Annotated in this window: 20 protein-coding genes; 4 read left to right on the forward strand and 16 right to left on the reverse strand. The window is 27.6% G+C overall.

What is annotated here, in order from left to right; translation table 11 throughout:
• Positions 1 to 25: 25 nt before the first annotated feature.
• Positions 26 to 619 carry a TetR/AcrR family transcriptional regulator gene (locus AVANS_RS09590; RefSeq protein WP_275583443.1) on the reverse strand — a complete coding sequence of 198 codons (594 nt, stop codon included), beginning with the start codon at positions 617 to 619 and terminating at the stop codon, positions 26 to 28.
• Complete coding sequence (gene ccoG / locus AVANS_RS06030; RefSeq protein ID WP_239818538.1) at positions 598 to 1938, reverse strand: cytochrome c oxidase accessory protein CcoG; 1341 nt, start codon at positions 1936 to 1938, stop codon at positions 598 to 600. Before ccoG ends, AVANS_RS09590 begins: the two co-directional genes overlap by 22 nt.
• A 147-nt stretch (positions 1939 to 2085) precedes the next feature.
• Between ccoG and rpsU the strand changes: the two genes are divergently transcribed.
• Genes rpsU through AVANS_RS06050 form a run of 4 tightly spaced genes read left to right on the forward strand, consistent with a single transcriptional unit; the run spans position 2086 to position 3800 of the window.
• Positions 2086 to 2298 (forward strand): 30S ribosomal protein S21, encoded by a 213-nt coding sequence (gene rpsU, locus AVANS_RS06035; protein ID WP_239816989.1) that lies wholly within the window; start codon positions 2086 to 2088, stop codon positions 2296 to 2298.
• 34 nt (positions 2299 to 2332) lie between these two features.
• Positions 2333 to 2749 carry a helix-turn-helix domain-containing protein gene (locus AVANS_RS06040; RefSeq protein WP_239816990.1) on the forward strand — a complete coding sequence of 139 codons (417 nt, stop codon included), beginning with the start codon at positions 2333 to 2335 and terminating at the stop codon, positions 2747 to 2749.
• Positions 2750 to 2757: 8 nt separating this feature from the next.
• Complete coding sequence (locus AVANS_RS06045) at positions 2758 to 3327, forward strand: UPF0323 family lipoprotein (protein WP_239816991.1); 570 nt, start codon at positions 2758 to 2760, stop codon at positions 3325 to 3327.
• Positions 3327 to 3800, forward strand: coding sequence for a methylated-DNA--[protein]-cysteine S-methyltransferase (locus AVANS_RS06050; protein ID WP_239816992.1), 474 nt, complete (start codon positions 3327 to 3329; stop codon positions 3798 to 3800). The genes AVANS_RS06045 and AVANS_RS06050 overlap by 1 nt, the downstream gene beginning before the upstream one ends.
• Before the next feature lie 69 nt (positions 3801 to 3869).
• On the opposite strand, the gene AVANS_RS06055 is transcribed toward AVANS_RS06050, so the two are convergent.
• The 14 genes from AVANS_RS06055 to AVANS_RS06120 form a co-directional block, all read right to left on the reverse strand.
• Positions 3870 to 4154, reverse strand: a complete 285-nt coding sequence (locus AVANS_RS06055) for a metal-sulfur cluster assembly factor (protein WP_239816993.1) — start codon at positions 4152 to 4154, stop codon at positions 3870 to 3872.
• Positions 4151 to 5275: a hypothetical protein gene (locus AVANS_RS06060; protein ID WP_239816994.1), complete on the reverse strand. Its 1125-nt coding sequence runs from the start codon at positions 5273 to 5275 to the stop codon at positions 4151 to 4153. The genes AVANS_RS06055 and AVANS_RS06060 overlap by 4 nt, the downstream gene beginning before the upstream one ends.
• 9 nt (positions 5276 to 5284) lie before the next feature.
• Positions 5285 to 5605: a hypothetical protein gene (locus AVANS_RS06065; protein WP_239816995.1), complete on the reverse strand. Its 321-nt coding sequence runs from the start codon at positions 5603 to 5605 to the stop codon at positions 5285 to 5287.
• 150 nt (positions 5606 to 5755) lie between these two features.
• Positions 5756 to 6748: a c-type cytochrome gene (locus tag AVANS_RS06070; RefSeq protein ID WP_239816996.1), complete on the reverse strand. Its 993-nt coding sequence runs from the start codon at positions 6746 to 6748 to the stop codon at positions 5756 to 5758.
• Positions 6749 to 6898: 150 nt separating this feature from the next.
• Positions 6899 to 7519, reverse strand: coding sequence for a hypothetical protein (locus AVANS_RS06075; protein ID WP_239816997.1), 621 nt, complete (start codon positions 7517 to 7519; stop codon positions 6899 to 6901).
• A gap of 11 nt (positions 7520 to 7530) precedes the next feature.
• Positions 7531 to 7995, reverse strand: coding sequence for a hypothetical protein (locus AVANS_RS06080; protein ID WP_239816998.1), 465 nt, complete (start codon positions 7993 to 7995; stop codon positions 7531 to 7533).
• 237 nt (positions 7996 to 8232) lie between these two features.
• On the reverse strand, positions 8233 to 9267 hold the full coding sequence (locus AVANS_RS06085) for a hypothetical protein (protein ID WP_239816999.1): 1035 nt from the start codon (positions 9265 to 9267) through the stop codon (positions 8233 to 8235).
• Between the two features lie 168 nt (positions 9268 to 9435).
• Positions 9436 to 10374: a carbon-nitrogen hydrolase gene (locus AVANS_RS06090; RefSeq protein WP_239817000.1), complete on the reverse strand. Its 939-nt coding sequence runs from the start codon at positions 10372 to 10374 to the stop codon at positions 9436 to 9438.
• A 2-nt stretch (positions 10375 to 10376) separates the two neighbouring features.
• On the reverse strand, positions 10377 to 11312 hold the full coding sequence (locus AVANS_RS06095) for an agmatine deiminase family protein (RefSeq protein WP_239817001.1): 936 nt from the start codon (positions 11310 to 11312) through the stop codon (positions 10377 to 10379).
• Positions 11312 to 12376, reverse strand: coding sequence for a putative sulfate exporter family transporter (locus AVANS_RS06100; RefSeq protein WP_239817002.1), 1065 nt, complete (start codon positions 12374 to 12376; stop codon positions 11312 to 11314). The genes AVANS_RS06095 and AVANS_RS06100 overlap by 1 nt, the downstream gene beginning before the upstream one ends.
• Positions 12373 to 13965, reverse strand: coding sequence for an arginine--tRNA ligase (gene argS, locus AVANS_RS06105; protein WP_239817003.1), 1593 nt, complete (start codon positions 13963 to 13965; stop codon positions 12373 to 12375). Before argS ends, AVANS_RS06100 begins: the two co-directional genes overlap by 4 nt.
• A complete protein-coding gene (tatA, locus tag AVANS_RS06110) occupies positions 13965 to 14195 on the reverse strand; it encodes a twin-arginine translocase TatA/TatE family subunit (RefSeq protein ID WP_239817004.1) in 231 nt (76 codons plus the stop codon). Before tatA ends, argS begins: the two co-directional genes overlap by 1 nt.
• 1 nt (position 14196) lies before the next feature.
• Positions 14197 to 14808, reverse strand: a complete 612-nt coding sequence (gmk, locus tag AVANS_RS06115; protein WP_239817005.1) for a guanylate kinase — start codon at positions 14806 to 14808, stop codon at positions 14197 to 14199.
• Positions 14809 to 14810: 2 nt separating this feature from the next.
• Positions 14811 to 16532: a hypothetical protein gene (locus tag AVANS_RS06120; protein WP_239817006.1), complete on the reverse strand. Its 1722-nt coding sequence runs from the start codon at positions 16530 to 16532 to the stop codon at positions 14811 to 14813.
• Between the last annotated feature and the right edge of the window lie 2 nt (positions 16533 to 16534).

Consider the following 16534-nt stretch of genomic DNA (forward strand, 5'->3'; position numbering starts at 1 on the left):
TATAATTACATTAAAGTAAATGAAATTACCTAATAGCTCGTAAAAATAATATATTTACATTTTTTACATGCTCACTTAATTCAGCTTTTGAAAATGTTTCTTTTGAGTTAAAAATCAAATCAAATATTTTATTGCTTCTAATCATAGAACAATACAAATTCGCTAAATCATAAGCACTAATTTCTTCTAAAACCTTTTTATCTATTTTTTGCTCAAATACCATGCACAAAAATCTAACAATCACATCTTTATCAGCCTTTGCACATTCTCTTTTCACAATTACATCTTTATAGGTTCTCTCAAGCACAAGCCTTAAAAACTTAGCATTATCCTCGCCTACGAAAAAATTGCAATACTCATTACCAAAAACTTCTAAAAATTCAGGTAAATCTAAATGTATTTTTGAAGCAATTATATCCTTTAGATTATCAAGCCTTGTGTCTGCTCTAAATTTTAAAGCTTTTAAAAATAGATTGTTTTTATTTTCAAATTTTTTATAAATTGTAGCAAGTGAGCCGCCAGTAATTTTAACTATATCGTTTAAACTTGTATTTTCGTAGCCCTTCTCTAAAAATAGTTCAAGGGCTACTTTTAAGATTACTTCTTCTTTTCCTTCCATTTTTTCTCCTTAGGATAAATAAATATTGTATCTTGTATAGTAAATACTTTTTCATCATCTAAGGCATAAGCTTTTAGCTTGATATGTTTGTGGTGTTTTTTAACTTTTTTATTTTCGCTACTTAAAACAACTATTTGTTTTACTTTCTCACCAGCTTTAACTCTAAAATCTTTCTTTGGTTTTATTACTTTTATATCATCATCAAGTGATTGGATATAAAATCTATGGTCTTTATCACTAGTATTATGAAATAAAACTAAATAAGCATTATTTACAATTTTTCCATCATCTTCTAAACTATAAAGCTCTGTTGTTCTATTTATATTTAAAAGCATTGTTTCTTTATGTTCTGCTTTATATACTAAACCAATAAACATAGCGATTAACACTACAACATAAATAATAGTTCTAGGTCTTAAGAAATTATATTTTTCTTTAGTCTTAATCTCTTTTGTGCTAGACCATGATATTAATGAAGGGCGATTAAATCTAGCTTGAACGCTAGAACATGCATCAGCACACTCAAGACAATTAATACAATCAAGTTGCATTCCTTTTCTAATATCAATATGAGTTGGGCATACTTTAACACAAGCTTCACAACCTATACACTCTCCACCCACAGGTTTTTTGCTAACTTTTAAGCCATCTTTATAGATTATTCCACCACGACTTTCATCATATATAACGCTTTTTGTATCATTGTCAAACATTACACTTTGAATTCTTGCATAAGGGCAAATATAAGCACAAAAATTCTCTTTAATATAAGTAATATCAAAAGTAATAAATAAAGATAAAAAGAATAAAATTCCGATTAATATTAAGTGTTCGCTTGGCTCTTTTATATAAGCAAAGAAATCTTCAGGTGGTATAAAATACCATAAGAAGTTACTAGCTGCAATTATACTAATAGGATAAAACAATGCAACACTAAAAATCTTAGCAAATATTTTATCCCTTGCATTATTTTGCTTATTTTTTCTTCCACCATAGAGTTTAAATATTTTTGTTTGTATTAAATCTCTAAAAATTACTCTAAATATTGTTTGAGGACAGCTCCAAGCACACCAAACTCTACCTAAAAGATTTGTAATAAAAAATATAAAAACAAACATCATAATAAGTAAAAAAGGCATTAAATAAAGTTCATTTGTATTAAAAGATACAAAGAACAAATTAAGCATTTTCTTATCAAAACTTAATAAAAAAAGGTGATTACCATTAATCCTTATAAAAGGAGTAATGAAGATAATACAGGTTAAAATAGCATAAAAAACTACGCGTTTTTTAAAATAATTAGTAATTCTTAGCATAATCTCTCCTTAAATTTAACTTAATTTGTAAGTTTAAGATAATTCTAGTCTTTTAAAGTTAAGAATATTAAATTAAAAATAATTTTGTTTATTTACAATTTTTTTATAAATTAGCATTTTTTAATTTTACAACGAAAGGAAGTGATTGCCGTGCCAGGGATTAAAGTTCATAATAACGAATCTTTTGACGAGGCTTATCGCAGATTTAAAAAGCAAACTGATCGTAACCTAATCGTAACAGAAGTTAGAGCAAGACGCTTTTTTGAACCTATGACTGAAATTCGCAAAAAGCAAAAAATTTCAGCTAGAAAGAAAATGCTAAAACGCCTATATATGTTAAGACACTACGAAGCAAAGCTTTAATAAAAAGGGGTTCGCCCCTTTTTAAAGGTTAGTAATGAAACTTTTAGTAAAAGACGCTGCAAAATATCTAAATATAAGCAAAGAAGCCATTTATAATAGAATTAGAAGAGGCTCATTAAAATCAATCAAAGAAGATAACAAAACTTATGTAATAATAGAACAAGAACAAAATAGCCTAGCTATTAAAGATGAGTTGTTAGAGCAAATTAGAATTTTAAAAATTAGCAACGAAGAATTAAGAAAAGAAAACGAAGAATTAAAAAATAAAGTTAATCTACCAGTAATTATAAAAGCAAAATGGATTTTAATAGATGAATATTTATTAAAATTTAAGAAAAAAAAGCGTGAAAAAATCAAAAAATATTTAATATCAAGACTTTTTAAGAGTAAAAGAATAAAACTAGAAAATAATCAAGTTTTCATAAGAAACAAAAAACTATCAAAGATTTAGGAGGATATATGTTTAAGAATTTAAGTAATCTAAGCTATAAAGCAACCTTTGCAGCAATTAGTGCTGGTGCATTACTTAGTGCTTGTGGCGGTGAAGAGCAAAGTCAAAACAAGGCTCAAGGTTCGTTTTTAATCATAGAAGAATATGCGCCTAAACAATATAGAATTAAAGATGAATTCCCAAGCGATGAAACAAGAGTTGTTTTAAAAGAGCTTAATGGAAATGAAAGAGTTTTAACTAAGGCTGAAATGGATGAGCTAATAAAAGCTGAAAATGCTAAAATTGAAGCCGGACAAAGCTCACTAACAAATGAAAGTATAAGTTCAAATCATTCATTAGGAGAAGTTTTACTTAGCTCTGTTGCAGGTGCAATCATAGGCTCTTGGATAGGAAATAAATTATTTGGCAATTCGCATTTTAATGCAAACAAAGCTACTCATTATCAAAACCCAAGTGCTTATCAAAGAAGCGTAAATAGCTTTAAAAGCACAACAGCAACTAGTGCTAATAAAAGTAGTGGATTTTTCAAAAACAGCGGAAGTAGTAGCTCTACTAAAAGTAGTGGCTTTGGCTCTTAATGTATATTCAAACACTAAAATTAAAAGATTTTGTAATATTGATAAAAGCTAATGATGAATGCTTGATATCTATTGATATTACAAATCTAAAAAGCCTAAAAGATAAACCAAATCATATTACTAAGCTAGCAAAAGATGAATTGCAAAATTATTTTAATGGTAAAAAATATGATTTTTCAAATATCAAGCTAGATTTAAGTAAATTCTCAGCATTTAGTCAAAATGTATTAAATGAATTAAAAAACATACCTTATGCAACAACAATAAGCTATAAAGAATTAGCCTTTAGAATAGATTCTAAAGCTTATAGAGCAGTTGGAACTGCCTTATCAAAAAATCCTTATTTAATCATTCTACCTTGCCATAGAGTAATTCGCTCTGATGCTAGCTTAGGAAGATTTACTTGCGAAGTCTCAAATATGAAAGAATTTTTAAATAAGCACGAACAAAAATATAAAAGCACAAATATTTAAGCAAAAACACAAGAATTTAAAATAGGAATTAAAAGTCTAATTCCGAATTCAAATTCTTTGTAATTTATATTAAAAACTTAAAGCCTTTTTAACCTCATCGCTAGCCATTTCAATACTCCAAGCAGGCTCAAAAACTAGATTGATTTCTACATTTTCTACTACTTTACTAACTGCGTTTTTAACCCAAGTTATTAATAAATCATGCATAGGGCATGATTTAGTTGATAAAGTCATTGTAATTTCGCATTTATTATCACTTAATTTTATATCATAAATAAGCCCTAAAGCCAAAATATCAAAGCCAACTTCAGGATCAATTACACTGCTGATTGCATCAATTATTTGCTTTTTCATTTAAATCTCCTTATATAAGTAAAAAAATTAATCACATTAATAAAAAGCCCTATTAATAAAGCTATATATAAATAAACTAAAGGCTTAAAATAAAGACTAAAAACCAAAGCAATATTAATAAACATAGTAAAATACGCTACCTTGCCTAAAACCATATCGCTTAATAAAGGGACTTTGCATTTGCCAATTAGCTTTGAAATAAAGTGATACCAAATCAAAAAGGGCAAAATCTTATAAACATGAGCGATAATAAATGGCAAAATACAAGAAAATATTAATAATCTTAAAGCCATTGTAAAATCATTTAAAACAAATTCATACGAAGCCAAAATTGCCCCAACACTTGCAAAAACTATATTTAAATTCCAATAATCCCTAGCCTTTCTAGTCCTTAAATACAAAATATACAAGCACCACAAAACAAAGGCTAAAAATGAAAAAACAGCTATAAATTTATTAAAAAATGCAAAAAAATATGAAATAAAACTAAGCCATAATAAATAATTTTTATGCTTATGAGTTAGCGCAAACATAGGCAAAAGAACATTAGCAGCTCCAATGCAAATAAACAAAACAAAGCCAAGCATAAAATAAATATGCAAATTTAAAAACAATTCATATTCTAAAGCGATTGAGCCATTTATAATAAATACTAAAAAAACCGCACAAATTAAACCTAAAGCTAAAAACAAAACACCTAAAAACAAAGCACTTTTGGCTATATTTTTAAAATCAAAAAATGATAATTTAAATAAAATAATAAAATAAAAAACACATAAAGCTACTAAAATTACGCATACTTTTAATAATTCATAATTTAAAGTAATAAAAGCATAAATCATACAAGCTAAGCTTATATTTGTTGCTAAGGCTATCATAAATACGCCCTTTATACCGATAAATGCTTTTTCATAAATTACTGAGCTTAGCTGATACAAGCTTCCTATTATTATATTTAAACTAAATCCAGCGAAAAAACAATGCAAAAATGCCTTAAATGAATAAGAATAAAAATCATCACTCGCATAAGAAAACAAAAATATTAAAGCAAACAAATAGCAAAATGCCATTATAAAATAAATCGCCACCACTTTAAATGGTGGAGCAAAAGCGTTCAACATAATTAATCCTTAAGGATGATCTTTACAAGCTTCATCAAAATTATCATGCTCTTTAATTTTTGTAAAAACTAACCAAAATAAGCCATCTTTTTGCGTAGTTTCAATCTCATAATAAGGTTTAACGCTAGGAAGTAATCCTAATGGATTTTTGTGATTTAGCATGATTAATTTTTGATTTGGCTTTAGGCTATTAAGCCCTACTCTTGCATTTATCATAGGCTCAGGTGGCATACATTTACTACTATCAAATGCTAAATATTCATCATTTTCATAAAAATCAACAGTAGCATTTGCTAAACTTACTTTTTTCCAAGATTTAAAATCAAACATTTTTTCTCCTTTTTTATTTTGCATTGTAAAAAAAGTTTTAAAAATTAATTTTGATTTTCATCAATTTTTGAAAAGTAATTTAGAAAATTAATTTCCGAATTCAAATTCTTTGCAGTTTTAAGGAATTTCAATGAAGAAATTCCTTTAATATCATTTCGCTTTACTTACCTTACCCATTTCAATATATGGTCCAAATCTATGCTCATTTACATCAAAATCATCATCATAAGGTGGCACATCCATATCAAGTGGCTTTGTTCTTCTATCAGGAAAATCAGCTTCACGATTAGCCTTTATAGGTCTTTGTTTTGAATTAATATACGATGCTACATCAAAGGCTTCTTCATCGCTTAAAGTTGCATCGCCTTTTGGCATATTGCCTTTAATATACTGAGCAGCTTTTATTAATCTATACATACCAGCACCAGTATTATAGCTATCATCTCCCCAAAGTGCAGGATATACATAATATCCACCCCTTTGTTCATCATTTACAACGCCTTCTCCGTTTTCACCATGACAGGCTGAGCATTTGTCTTCATAGATAGCTTTACCTTTTTTAGGGTCTGCTGCTCTATTTAATAATTTTATTTTAGTAAGTCCTTGCCCTTCAACCTTAGCACCAATAGGAACACCTTGGCTTAAATAGTGCATATAAGTTACCATTGCTTTCATCTCAGGCGAATTAATAGGTAGTGGCTTACCATTCATAGAGCGTTCCATACAGCCATTTATTCTATTTTCAATGGTTGCGATTTGATCGCCTCTTGCTAAATATTGTGGAAATCTAGCATAAATGCCTACATATCCAGCTTCATAAGGCACGGTTCCGCCTGCTGCATGACAACTACTGCAAGATAGGTTGTTTCCTGCATATCTTTTGCTCTCATCTTTTGCTTTTGGTCCTATGTAATACGAAGTTTCATTCATTATTTTATTACCTAAGATTACAGCTTCAATGTATTTTGAACCCTTTGGCAATTTGCTCTCATCTAAATATCCATCATCATCCATAGCACTTGGCACTACCCAAGGAACTACTTTTGGCTCTTGTCCGGTGGCTGATTTTATCTTTGCTACACTTGGGTCAATTGCAAATACAGCTGATGATAATAAAAGTATAAAACTTAATTTTGTTTTCATAACTTCTCCTTAAATTGATTTATTAAATCTTAAAAAACCTATGTGAATTTTTTGTGAAAAATTGGGGAAATTTAGAAAATTTATTACAAAGATATTACAATTTTACAAAAAATAAATAAAACAAAAAGAATTTGAAATAGGAATTTGAAATTAAAGTTTTTCATAAATATAACCATATTTATGAAAATAAATTTTAAGCTCTTTTATATTGATATTATGATTATCTTTAAAATACTTTTCAAGCTCGTGATATTTTTCAATGCTTAAGATATTTATAATCTTTTCATCTTGCAATAACATTACCGAGTCCATTACCTTATAGTGTTTTAGTTTAAGCGTAAATATATAATAAAATAATTTAAGAATAAAATTTATAAAGTATTGTAAGATAGTAGCAGGCAATAAAAAAAGCCATAAAATTTGAATTACTTCATGGGGTTTTTGCGATTTGTGATGAACTACCGAAAAGCTTTTGTATATCTTAAAAGGCTTATTTAAATCAATACTTTCTAGTACTTCGCCATTATTTAGATAATTAATGGTATTTTTAGTAATTATGATTTCTCTTTTACACTTTACAAAAGGTCTTATGTAAGGTAGTGCTAAAAATGGCATAATTATAAAAACATTTCTATGAAGTGAAGTGCTAGGATTATCTGTTAGAAAATATGCAATATAACTTATTATCATACAAACAAAAGCAGGTAAAAAATCAAAAAATGTATTAATATCCTTGATAATTACCGGCTCTTTATCGTAATCTCTTTGCATATATTAAATGATTATTCCTTTATCAATTCATCTATTACATATACTTTATAGCCGTCAATTGTTTCCCAAGCACCAGAAAGATTATAAACATCTAATATTTCTTTAAGAAGATTTATAACTTCTTTTTCGCTTAATAATTCATTGTTTTTAATATCAAAAATACTCCAAACTTTATCATATAAAACACCATCTATTGTTATATCAAAATCATAATCAAGTATAACTTCAATCAAATTACCTTTATAATATAAAACCCACAAACCTTTGCTAAGTCTTGCTCGCTCTAATTCAGGGTCTAAAAAATTATAAGCTTGCATCATAAAACAATCTAATTCTTCATCTATCACTATTCTTTTTTCATCAGGCAACATACGATTTTGTTTATAATATAAGCTATCTGTATAATTGCAAAAAATATCTGTCATTTTATATTTTTCATTAAGTTCTTTTGTAACTACTGCGTTCTTAAAAGCCATTGTTTCTCCTTAATTTTAAAATTTATTGATTATATCAATTATCAATTTAAAATAATTTTATGCTTATTAAAATATTTCTAATTCCTATTTCAAATTCTCATAATTTTTCAAGGAATTTGAAATAGGAATTAGAAGTTTTATATTTACTTTGTTATGAGATTTATTTTGTTTATATAATTCTAATATTTATAAAATCACCATTTAAATCTAATCTAAAATTTGCCATGTTTTCTCCTTTTATTTAAAGTTTATTTCTTCTAAGCTTTCTTTTGCTTGTTTTTCTGGGTTTAGGTTTGAATAACCACAATTATCAAATTTACGTCTATAACTACGTTTTTTCTTTATATCAGCTTCGTATGATAAAAACTCATGATTAAAAACTCTAAGTCTATATTTATACTCTTTTTCTTTATCTTCACGCTCATCAAATTCATCAAGAAGATAAAAACTATAGGTTCTATATATATTATCTTTAAATTCAAAGGCTATGTCAGTATAAAATGTAATTGAAATTGAGCTATCACTCACAAGAATAATAGGTTTGGTAAATCCAGCTGTATTATTTTTAACTACTAGATATTTAGTATAATCAACTAATTCTAATTCATCGTAATTAACATATCCTTTAGAATAAGCATTTTTTCTTAAGTAATCTTTGTAATTATCTAGACTAATATCTTTATGTATCTTATATTTGTAATTTGCAATTCTATTATAAACCCTTTTATCAACAATATCTTTATGTATTAATTGCTTTGTAAAAACATCAATCACCACTCTTTTATAAAGCTCATCTTTAGGTAATATCCTATCTTCTTTTAAGCAATAGCCTTGCTGATATTTTTTATAATCACTTAGAGTTACTATTCTTTCATTAGTTTTACTTGAGTAATCAGGTATGGTTCTTAAGTAATAACTACTTAAGGTAGATAATATTATTATCATAGGAATTATGCTGCAACTAAAAGCTAGCATATTATTAATTTTCTTTTTCAAAATAAAGAAAAGTATTGCGAAAAACATAATTATAAAAATTTGAAAATACACTAAAGGAGAAAATAAAAATGAGTTATATACTAAAATTATTATTTGACTTAATTTTTCAAAAATAATATTATTTATGTTTATAAAAATAACCATGATTACAGCAAACACTTCTAAGCCAAAACTAATATAAAAAGCCCCACTAATAACCGAAAAAATAACAATCACTATTTCAATTATTATAAAAATCTTAAAAAGTATTTTTAAGAATTCTAATGTGTTTTTCATACTATAACCTTAAATGTTTTTCATATCATAGCATTTATTTAATAAAGTATTAAAAATCTTTATCAAATTTAATTATTTGCTACTTTTTGTAAATATGAAATTCCTATTTCAAATTCCTTGAATTTTAATGGAATTTGAATTAGGAATTAGAAGTTGGTTTAAAGTGTTTTAATCTTTTATAGCTCTTTTGGTTAAGTCATTATAATGTTCTATTCTTCTATCTCTTAAGAATGGCCACCAGCGTCTTATTTGCTCGCATTTTTTCATGTCAATTTCAATCACAATTTCTAGTTCATCACTTGTATTACTTCTAAAGATTTCTTTGCCTTGAGCGTCATAAATAAAGCTATTACCCCAAAAATCAATTCCATTTTTAGAGTTTTCTTTGCTTTGTTTGGTGTGAGTTGCTTCATCTTGAGTAATGCTACTTTCTCCACTTAAAGCTACATCTTCAAAGCCCACACGATTAACCCCAACTACTGGCAAGCAATTTGCTATCGCATGACCTCTTTGAACCCCTAACCAAGCATTTAATTGATCTTGCATGGTTTCGCTATCATCACTAACGCCGTTTTCATAAAGCCAACCAATAGCCGTAGGATATATTAAAATTTGTGCGCCATCAAGTGCCATAAGTCTTGCAGCTTCAGGATACCACTGATCCCAGCAAACAAGCACGCCTAAGCGACCTACACTTGTATCTATCGCTTTAAAGCCTAAATCTCCTGGGGTAAAATAAAATTTCTCATAAAAGTGTGGATCATCTGGTATGTGCATTTTACGATATTTTCCTGCAATAGAGCCATCACTTTCAAAAACCACTGCTGTATTATGATATAAACCTTCTAAGCGTTTTTCATATAAAGAAGTTACTAAAACCACTTTATTTTGCTTTGCAACTTCACTCCAAAACTTTAAATCATCTTCATAATTTGCTGCTAGGTCAAAATTATTTGTATTTTGAACTTGGCAAAAATAAGCATTTTGGTGTAATTCTTGCAAAATTACTAATTTTGCTCCTTTGTTTGCTACATTTTTTATTTTTTCTTTAGTGATTTCTCTCATATTTTCACTATATTTTTGAGATACAAGTCCGATTTTTAACATAATCAATCCTTAAAAATATTCATACAAGAACAATGAAGTGAGCCATTTTGTCTTACAAATACAAGTGCATTTACCATGATAATTTCGTGATTTGGTAATGCAGCTTGTAATTTTTCTTTTACGATTTCATCATTTTTATCATCATAACAAGGAATTATTAAAGCATTATTTACAAAAACGAAATTAGCATAAGTGCAGCCTAATCTTTTTCCTTCATAATACTTTTTACTAGGAATTGGTAAAGAAATTAAATTATATTTTGTTTTCTTAAGCTCATCTTCCATTGCTTTTAAACTTGCGTAATTTTCATCGTTTAAATCTTCGCAAGAACTATAAGCTATGGTGTTTTCATCAATAAATCTTGCTAAAGTATCCACATGAGAATCCGTATCATCTCCTATAATAACACCATTTTCAAGCCATAAAACTTCGCTAACCTTTAAATGCTCTTTTAAGGTATTTTCAATTTCTTCTTTGCTAAGTTTGTTACGATTATCGTTTAATAAACACTCGCTTGTAGTTAGCAATACCTTGCCATTTGTATCAATACTGCCACCTTCAAGAATAAAATCAATCTTCTTTAAATCTTTTTTAAGATAGTTTTTAAACAAACTTTCATTAAAAGCATTATCAAGATTTGAGCTAAATTTATTACCCCACGCATTAAAGATAAAATCCAAATTATTATCAATAGGACCAAAATCTCTTATCCAAGTATCATTTGTATTAAAACAATAAAACTCAATATTATCAAGCTTTTTAAACTCAGTTAAATCAGCACTTTCGTGATGAACTAATAACACCTTACAATGTTTAGAAATTGCCTTTGCAAAATCCAAATAAGAGCTTAAAATCTCTTCTAAATAAGGCGACCAATCACTATTTTTGTGCGGTAACGCAAGTAAAATATATTCACATTTTTGCCATTCTGCTCTCATTAACAAAACACCTTTATATAAGCATAAGCTGAAACTATTAGCCAAACGCATAAAATAATAGCCATAATGAATGGTTTAAGACCAGCTTTGCTTAACATATCCTTTCTTATATTTACTCCAAGTGCAACCATACTAAGACTTAGTAAAAATGTATCAAATACGGCTATATTTGGTTTTATTACGCTTAATGCAAAATCAGTATTTAAAATAGGCATACTAGATACACCACAAGCTATTAAAAACCATATAGCAAACCAAGGAATTTGATTTAGGAAACTGCCGTTTTTTTCTTCTTTTTTAAAACCAAAACTAAGCATTATCAAAAACGGAACAAGCATTAAAACTCTTACCATTTTTACAACAATACTACTAGTAGCACCTTCAACACCTATGCTTGAACCAGCTCCAACTACATGTGCGACTTCATGTAAAGTCCCACCTACTAAAAAGCCAAAAAGTCTTTCATCTAAAGCAAAAAAACTTTGTGTTAAAGGCAAAAGAAACATTCCTAAACTGCCAAAAACAACAACAGTGCAAACCGCAACCCCAACTCTAGCAGAACCACCTTTAAGCACACTTTCGCTTGCTAAAACTGCAGCAGCTCCACAAATACTAGAACCACTCGCAATTAATGCTGATTGTAAAAAGTCTATTTTTAAAATTTTTCCAATCAATAAACCAAAAAAGAATGTAGAAAATACAATAAAAGCAGCAAGCCCTACTCCACTTAAGCCTATGCTCTCAATATCACTTAAAGATATTCTAAAGCCATATAAAATAATTCCAAGTCTTAAAACTTGCTTAGTACAAACCCCTAAAGCTCCTGTTTTTTTAAGTAAGCTTACATTATGATGTGCGAAATTTCCAATAACAGCTCCCAAAACAACTGCGATTATTAAAGCTGATATTCCAAATTTCTTAAAAAAACTAAGCTCTCCTATGGCATAAGAACAAAATGCTAAGACTATTAAAACTACATAACTTTCTATTTTTTTACTTTTATAAATTTTATTAATCCCCAAAGCTACTTGCTCTGGGGATTTATTGTGTTTTTTATGGCTCATTCTTTTTCCATTCTTGTTAGTGCATTAATTCCTATTAAATCAAAACCTGTTTTAATACTTAATGCCACTTGAGCAAAAATCTTTAAATATTGCTCTTCATTTTCATGACCTACTACTCTAGTTTCATTATAGATTTTATGGAATGAGCTTGCAATTTGTTTTAAATAATCACAAACTTTAGAAAGAGTTCTGCTATTAAAAGCATCTTCTAAAACATCATTTAAAGTTAAAGAATCAAACAATAAATTAAGTGCATTTTCATCATTAAAACTACTTAAATCAACATTAACTACATCATCAAAGCTCTTATTTGCTTTTGCAAAAATTTGATGAATTCTAGCGTGTGCGTAGTTTATATAAAATACTGGGTTTGAGCTATCTTGTTTTTTAAACTCATCAACATCAAACTCAAGCGGGCTATCACAACGCTTGCTTATAAAAATATAACGCAAAGCGTCTGCTCCAATATCTTCTAAAACATCGCTAAATAAAATTACATTACCTTTTCTTTTACTCATTTTATAAGGCTGACCATTTTTTAATAAATTAACCATTTGAGCAAGTATTACTTCAAGATTGTTTGCATCATGACCTAAAGCGCTCATTGCAGCTTTTACACGAGCAATATATCCATGATGATCTGCTCCCCAAATATTAATTACCTTATCATAGCCTCTACTTAATTTATCATCGTGATAAACAATATCAGCTGCAAGATAAGTGCCTCTTCCGTCTTCACGCACAATTACTCTATCTAAATCATCGCCGTATTTAGTAGATGCTAAGAATAATTTACCTTCTTTTTCATAAGTTGCATTAGCATTTTTAAGCTTATTTAGAGTTTCATCTAACTTAGAATAATAAGAAGTTTCGCTTACATAATTATCAATTTTAATTCTTGCATTTGCTAATGTTTGCTTTATTTCTTTTAAAACTTCATCTTTTGCTAAGTTAGCAATTTCGGCTTTTTTACTCTCGTAATCGTTTTTAAATTCTTCATAAAATTTAAAAGCAAGCTCTTGCATATATTCGCCACCATAAAAGCTTTCTGGATATTCAACCTTTTCTTTTAAAACAAAATCTCTTATAGCTAAAATTACGCTAGTTCCTAATAAATCTATTTGATTTCCTGCGTCATTTACATAATACTCAGTATCAAATGTATAGCCTAAATGTTTTGCAATTCTATTTAAACTATCTCCATATATAGCACCCCTTGCATGACCTATATGAAGTGGTCCTGTTGGGTTTGCGCTTACATATTCAAGTAGTATTTTATAATCTTTCTTAGGACTTTTTGCAAAATCTTTAGGATTATTTAAAGCGTTTTTACATAATTTATCTAAAAATTCATTTGATAATTTGAAATTAACATAAGCATTAACAGCTTCAACACTACTAAAAATATCACAATTTTTAAGCTTGTTTGCAAAATCTTGAGCTATTTGATTTGGAGATTTTCTAAGCTCTTTTGCAAAGCTAAAACACGGCATTGCAAAATGAGCTAAACTTCTGTCTTTTGGACTTTCTAAACTAAAGTTACAATCTAATTCTTTACTTAAATATTCTTTAACACTATCCTTTAGCATTAGGCTTTTTGCTCACTTTTTATTTCATTAGCCTCTGTTTTTTTTGTATTATCAGCTAATTCATCAACTTCATTAATACTTTTTGCTGGAGTATCATCAGCCATTTCTTTTTTGAAAGTTTTAATTCCTTTTCCTAAGCCTTTTGCAAGTTCAGGTAATTTCTTACCGCCAAATAATAACACTATTACAAGTAAAACTATAATCCAGTGCCATCCACTACCTATTCCCATTTTATTCTCCTTTTTTCCATTCTGAAATAAATTTTTTGATATCTTTATTTAACACTTTTAAGTTTGCTGCTTGGTAAAGCAATTTAAGTTCTTTATAAGCTTTATCTAAATCATCATTAATTATAAAAAAGTCATATCTTCCGATAGCTTGAACTTCTGCTGTTGCATTATGAAGTCTTTTTGATATTACATCTTCACTTTCTGTCCCACGACAAACCAAACGCTCTTTTAATACTTTTTCATTCTCAGGACTTATGAAAACTGATAAAAAGTCTTTACCTAATTTATCTTTAACAATTCTAAAACCTTGAACATCAATATCTAAAATAACATTTTTACCATTTTCTAAAGCATCATATATTGGTTTTAATGGTGTTCCATAATAATTACCATGAACATTTGCATATTCTAAAAACTCATCATTCTTAATTCCTAATTCAAATTCTTCATGGGTTAAATAATAATAATTTACACCTTCTTTCTCGCCTACTCTAGGAGCTCTAGTAGTAGCTGATATAGAAAAATAAAAGTCATTATAATCTTGTGCTAAACGCTCTAATAGGGTGCTTTTGCCCGCACCACTTGGGCCTGATATTAATAAAATTCCTGCCATAATTAATCTTTAAAACTTATGTTAATTGATATATTTATATCTTTTATACGATTTTTAGTACTCTTAGTGCTATTTATAATAGCTTGATTTACTGCCTTTGTTACATTCTCGCTAACTTCGCTTATATCATCATCTGAACTAACTTCAATATTATTCATTATTTCATTTTGCTTAGCTTCTTCTTTGCTTATTATAGGTTCATCTGAAGATATTTCTTCACCTAAAGCTTTTTTAATTTCAATTTCGTCTAATTCATCAAAATCGCTCACTTGCTCTTCTCCTATTTCATTTTTTTCTTTTAAATCTTCTAATTTTATCTCATCGCTAATTAAATCACTTTCTTGAATATCTAAATCATTAGCTATAATTTTTTCTTCAATATTATTATCATCTTCAAATTCTTTTAATTCGCTATCAAAATCATTTAAATTTTCAAAGCCTTCATTGTTTGCATTTTCTTCATCAATATTAGCTAAATCTTCATTGAAATCTAATTCTTCGCTTAATTCTAAATTACTTTCATCTTCTAGTAATTCTTCGCTTAAATTATCAAAATCTTCAGCTAAATCAAATTCGCTATTTACTAAATCTTCATTTAATACTTCTTCATCTAAATTAAGTTCATCTTCTAAATTTGATAATTTCATATCTTGATTAACATCTAAATCATCTAAACTTAAATCTTCATCTAAATTAAAATCATTATTTATTAAATCATCTTTTATTTCTAAATCTTCGCTTAAGTCTAAATTATTATTGTTTTCAAGCAAATCTTCATTTAAATCTAAATTTGTTTCTAGATCATCGCTTAAAATTGTTTCTTCTAATTTATCATCATCTTGCAATAAATCTTCATAATCTCTTCTTAATTCTTCAAAGCTTTCTGGCATTGAAAAATCATCTAAATTATGTAATTCATCTAATTCGTTTGATAATTCTTCATTGCTTAATTCGTTTTCTTCTAAATTATCAAATTCATTATCTAAAGCTAATTCTTCATCGTTAGAAACACCCAAATCATTTTCTAAAATATTTTCTTCTAACTCATTATTATTTAAATCTTCTTCTAAAAAGTCTAAATTATCATCTAAAGGCTTATCTAAATTCTCTTCATTTAATTCTAAAGAATTATCTTCTGCTTCTTCTTTATCATTTAAAATATCTTCAATATCTTCTAAAGAATCATTTTCTAAATCATCTAAATTTATTGGGTCTTCTTCAAAATTATTTTCTAATTTTTCTTCAATTTCTTCTAAAGTATCTAAATCATTAAATTCAAAATCTAAATCATTTTCTAATTTATTCTCATCTAAAAATGAAATATCTAATTCATCGTTAATGTCATCAACTTTAAAATCTTCTAAATCAATAGTATCATTTAATAAATCAATATTTTCTAATTCATCATGTATATTTAATTTTTCTTCTTTAAGTTCATCTTTAAAACTATTTATTAAATCTATAAAATCAGTAGGTAAAAATGGCTTATGAATCACTAAAGCTTCATCACTTGTTTCGTTTTTAGGTAATAATAATATAAGTTTTTTTGATATCTCTTTGCATTTATTAATATCAATATCACACTCACTATCAGCTATTATAATATCGCACTCTTCAAGACCTTCAACACTATCTATTTCTTTATAAACAATATTTAATTTTTGCAAACTAAGACTAATCAATCTTGAAATTGCTGGATTTTTGTTTATTAATATAGCTTTCATTT

The organism is Campylobacter sp. RM5004 (assembly GCF_022369455.1).
Taxonomy (GTDB): Bacteria; Campylobacterota; Campylobacteria; order Campylobacterales; family Campylobacteraceae; genus Campylobacter_E.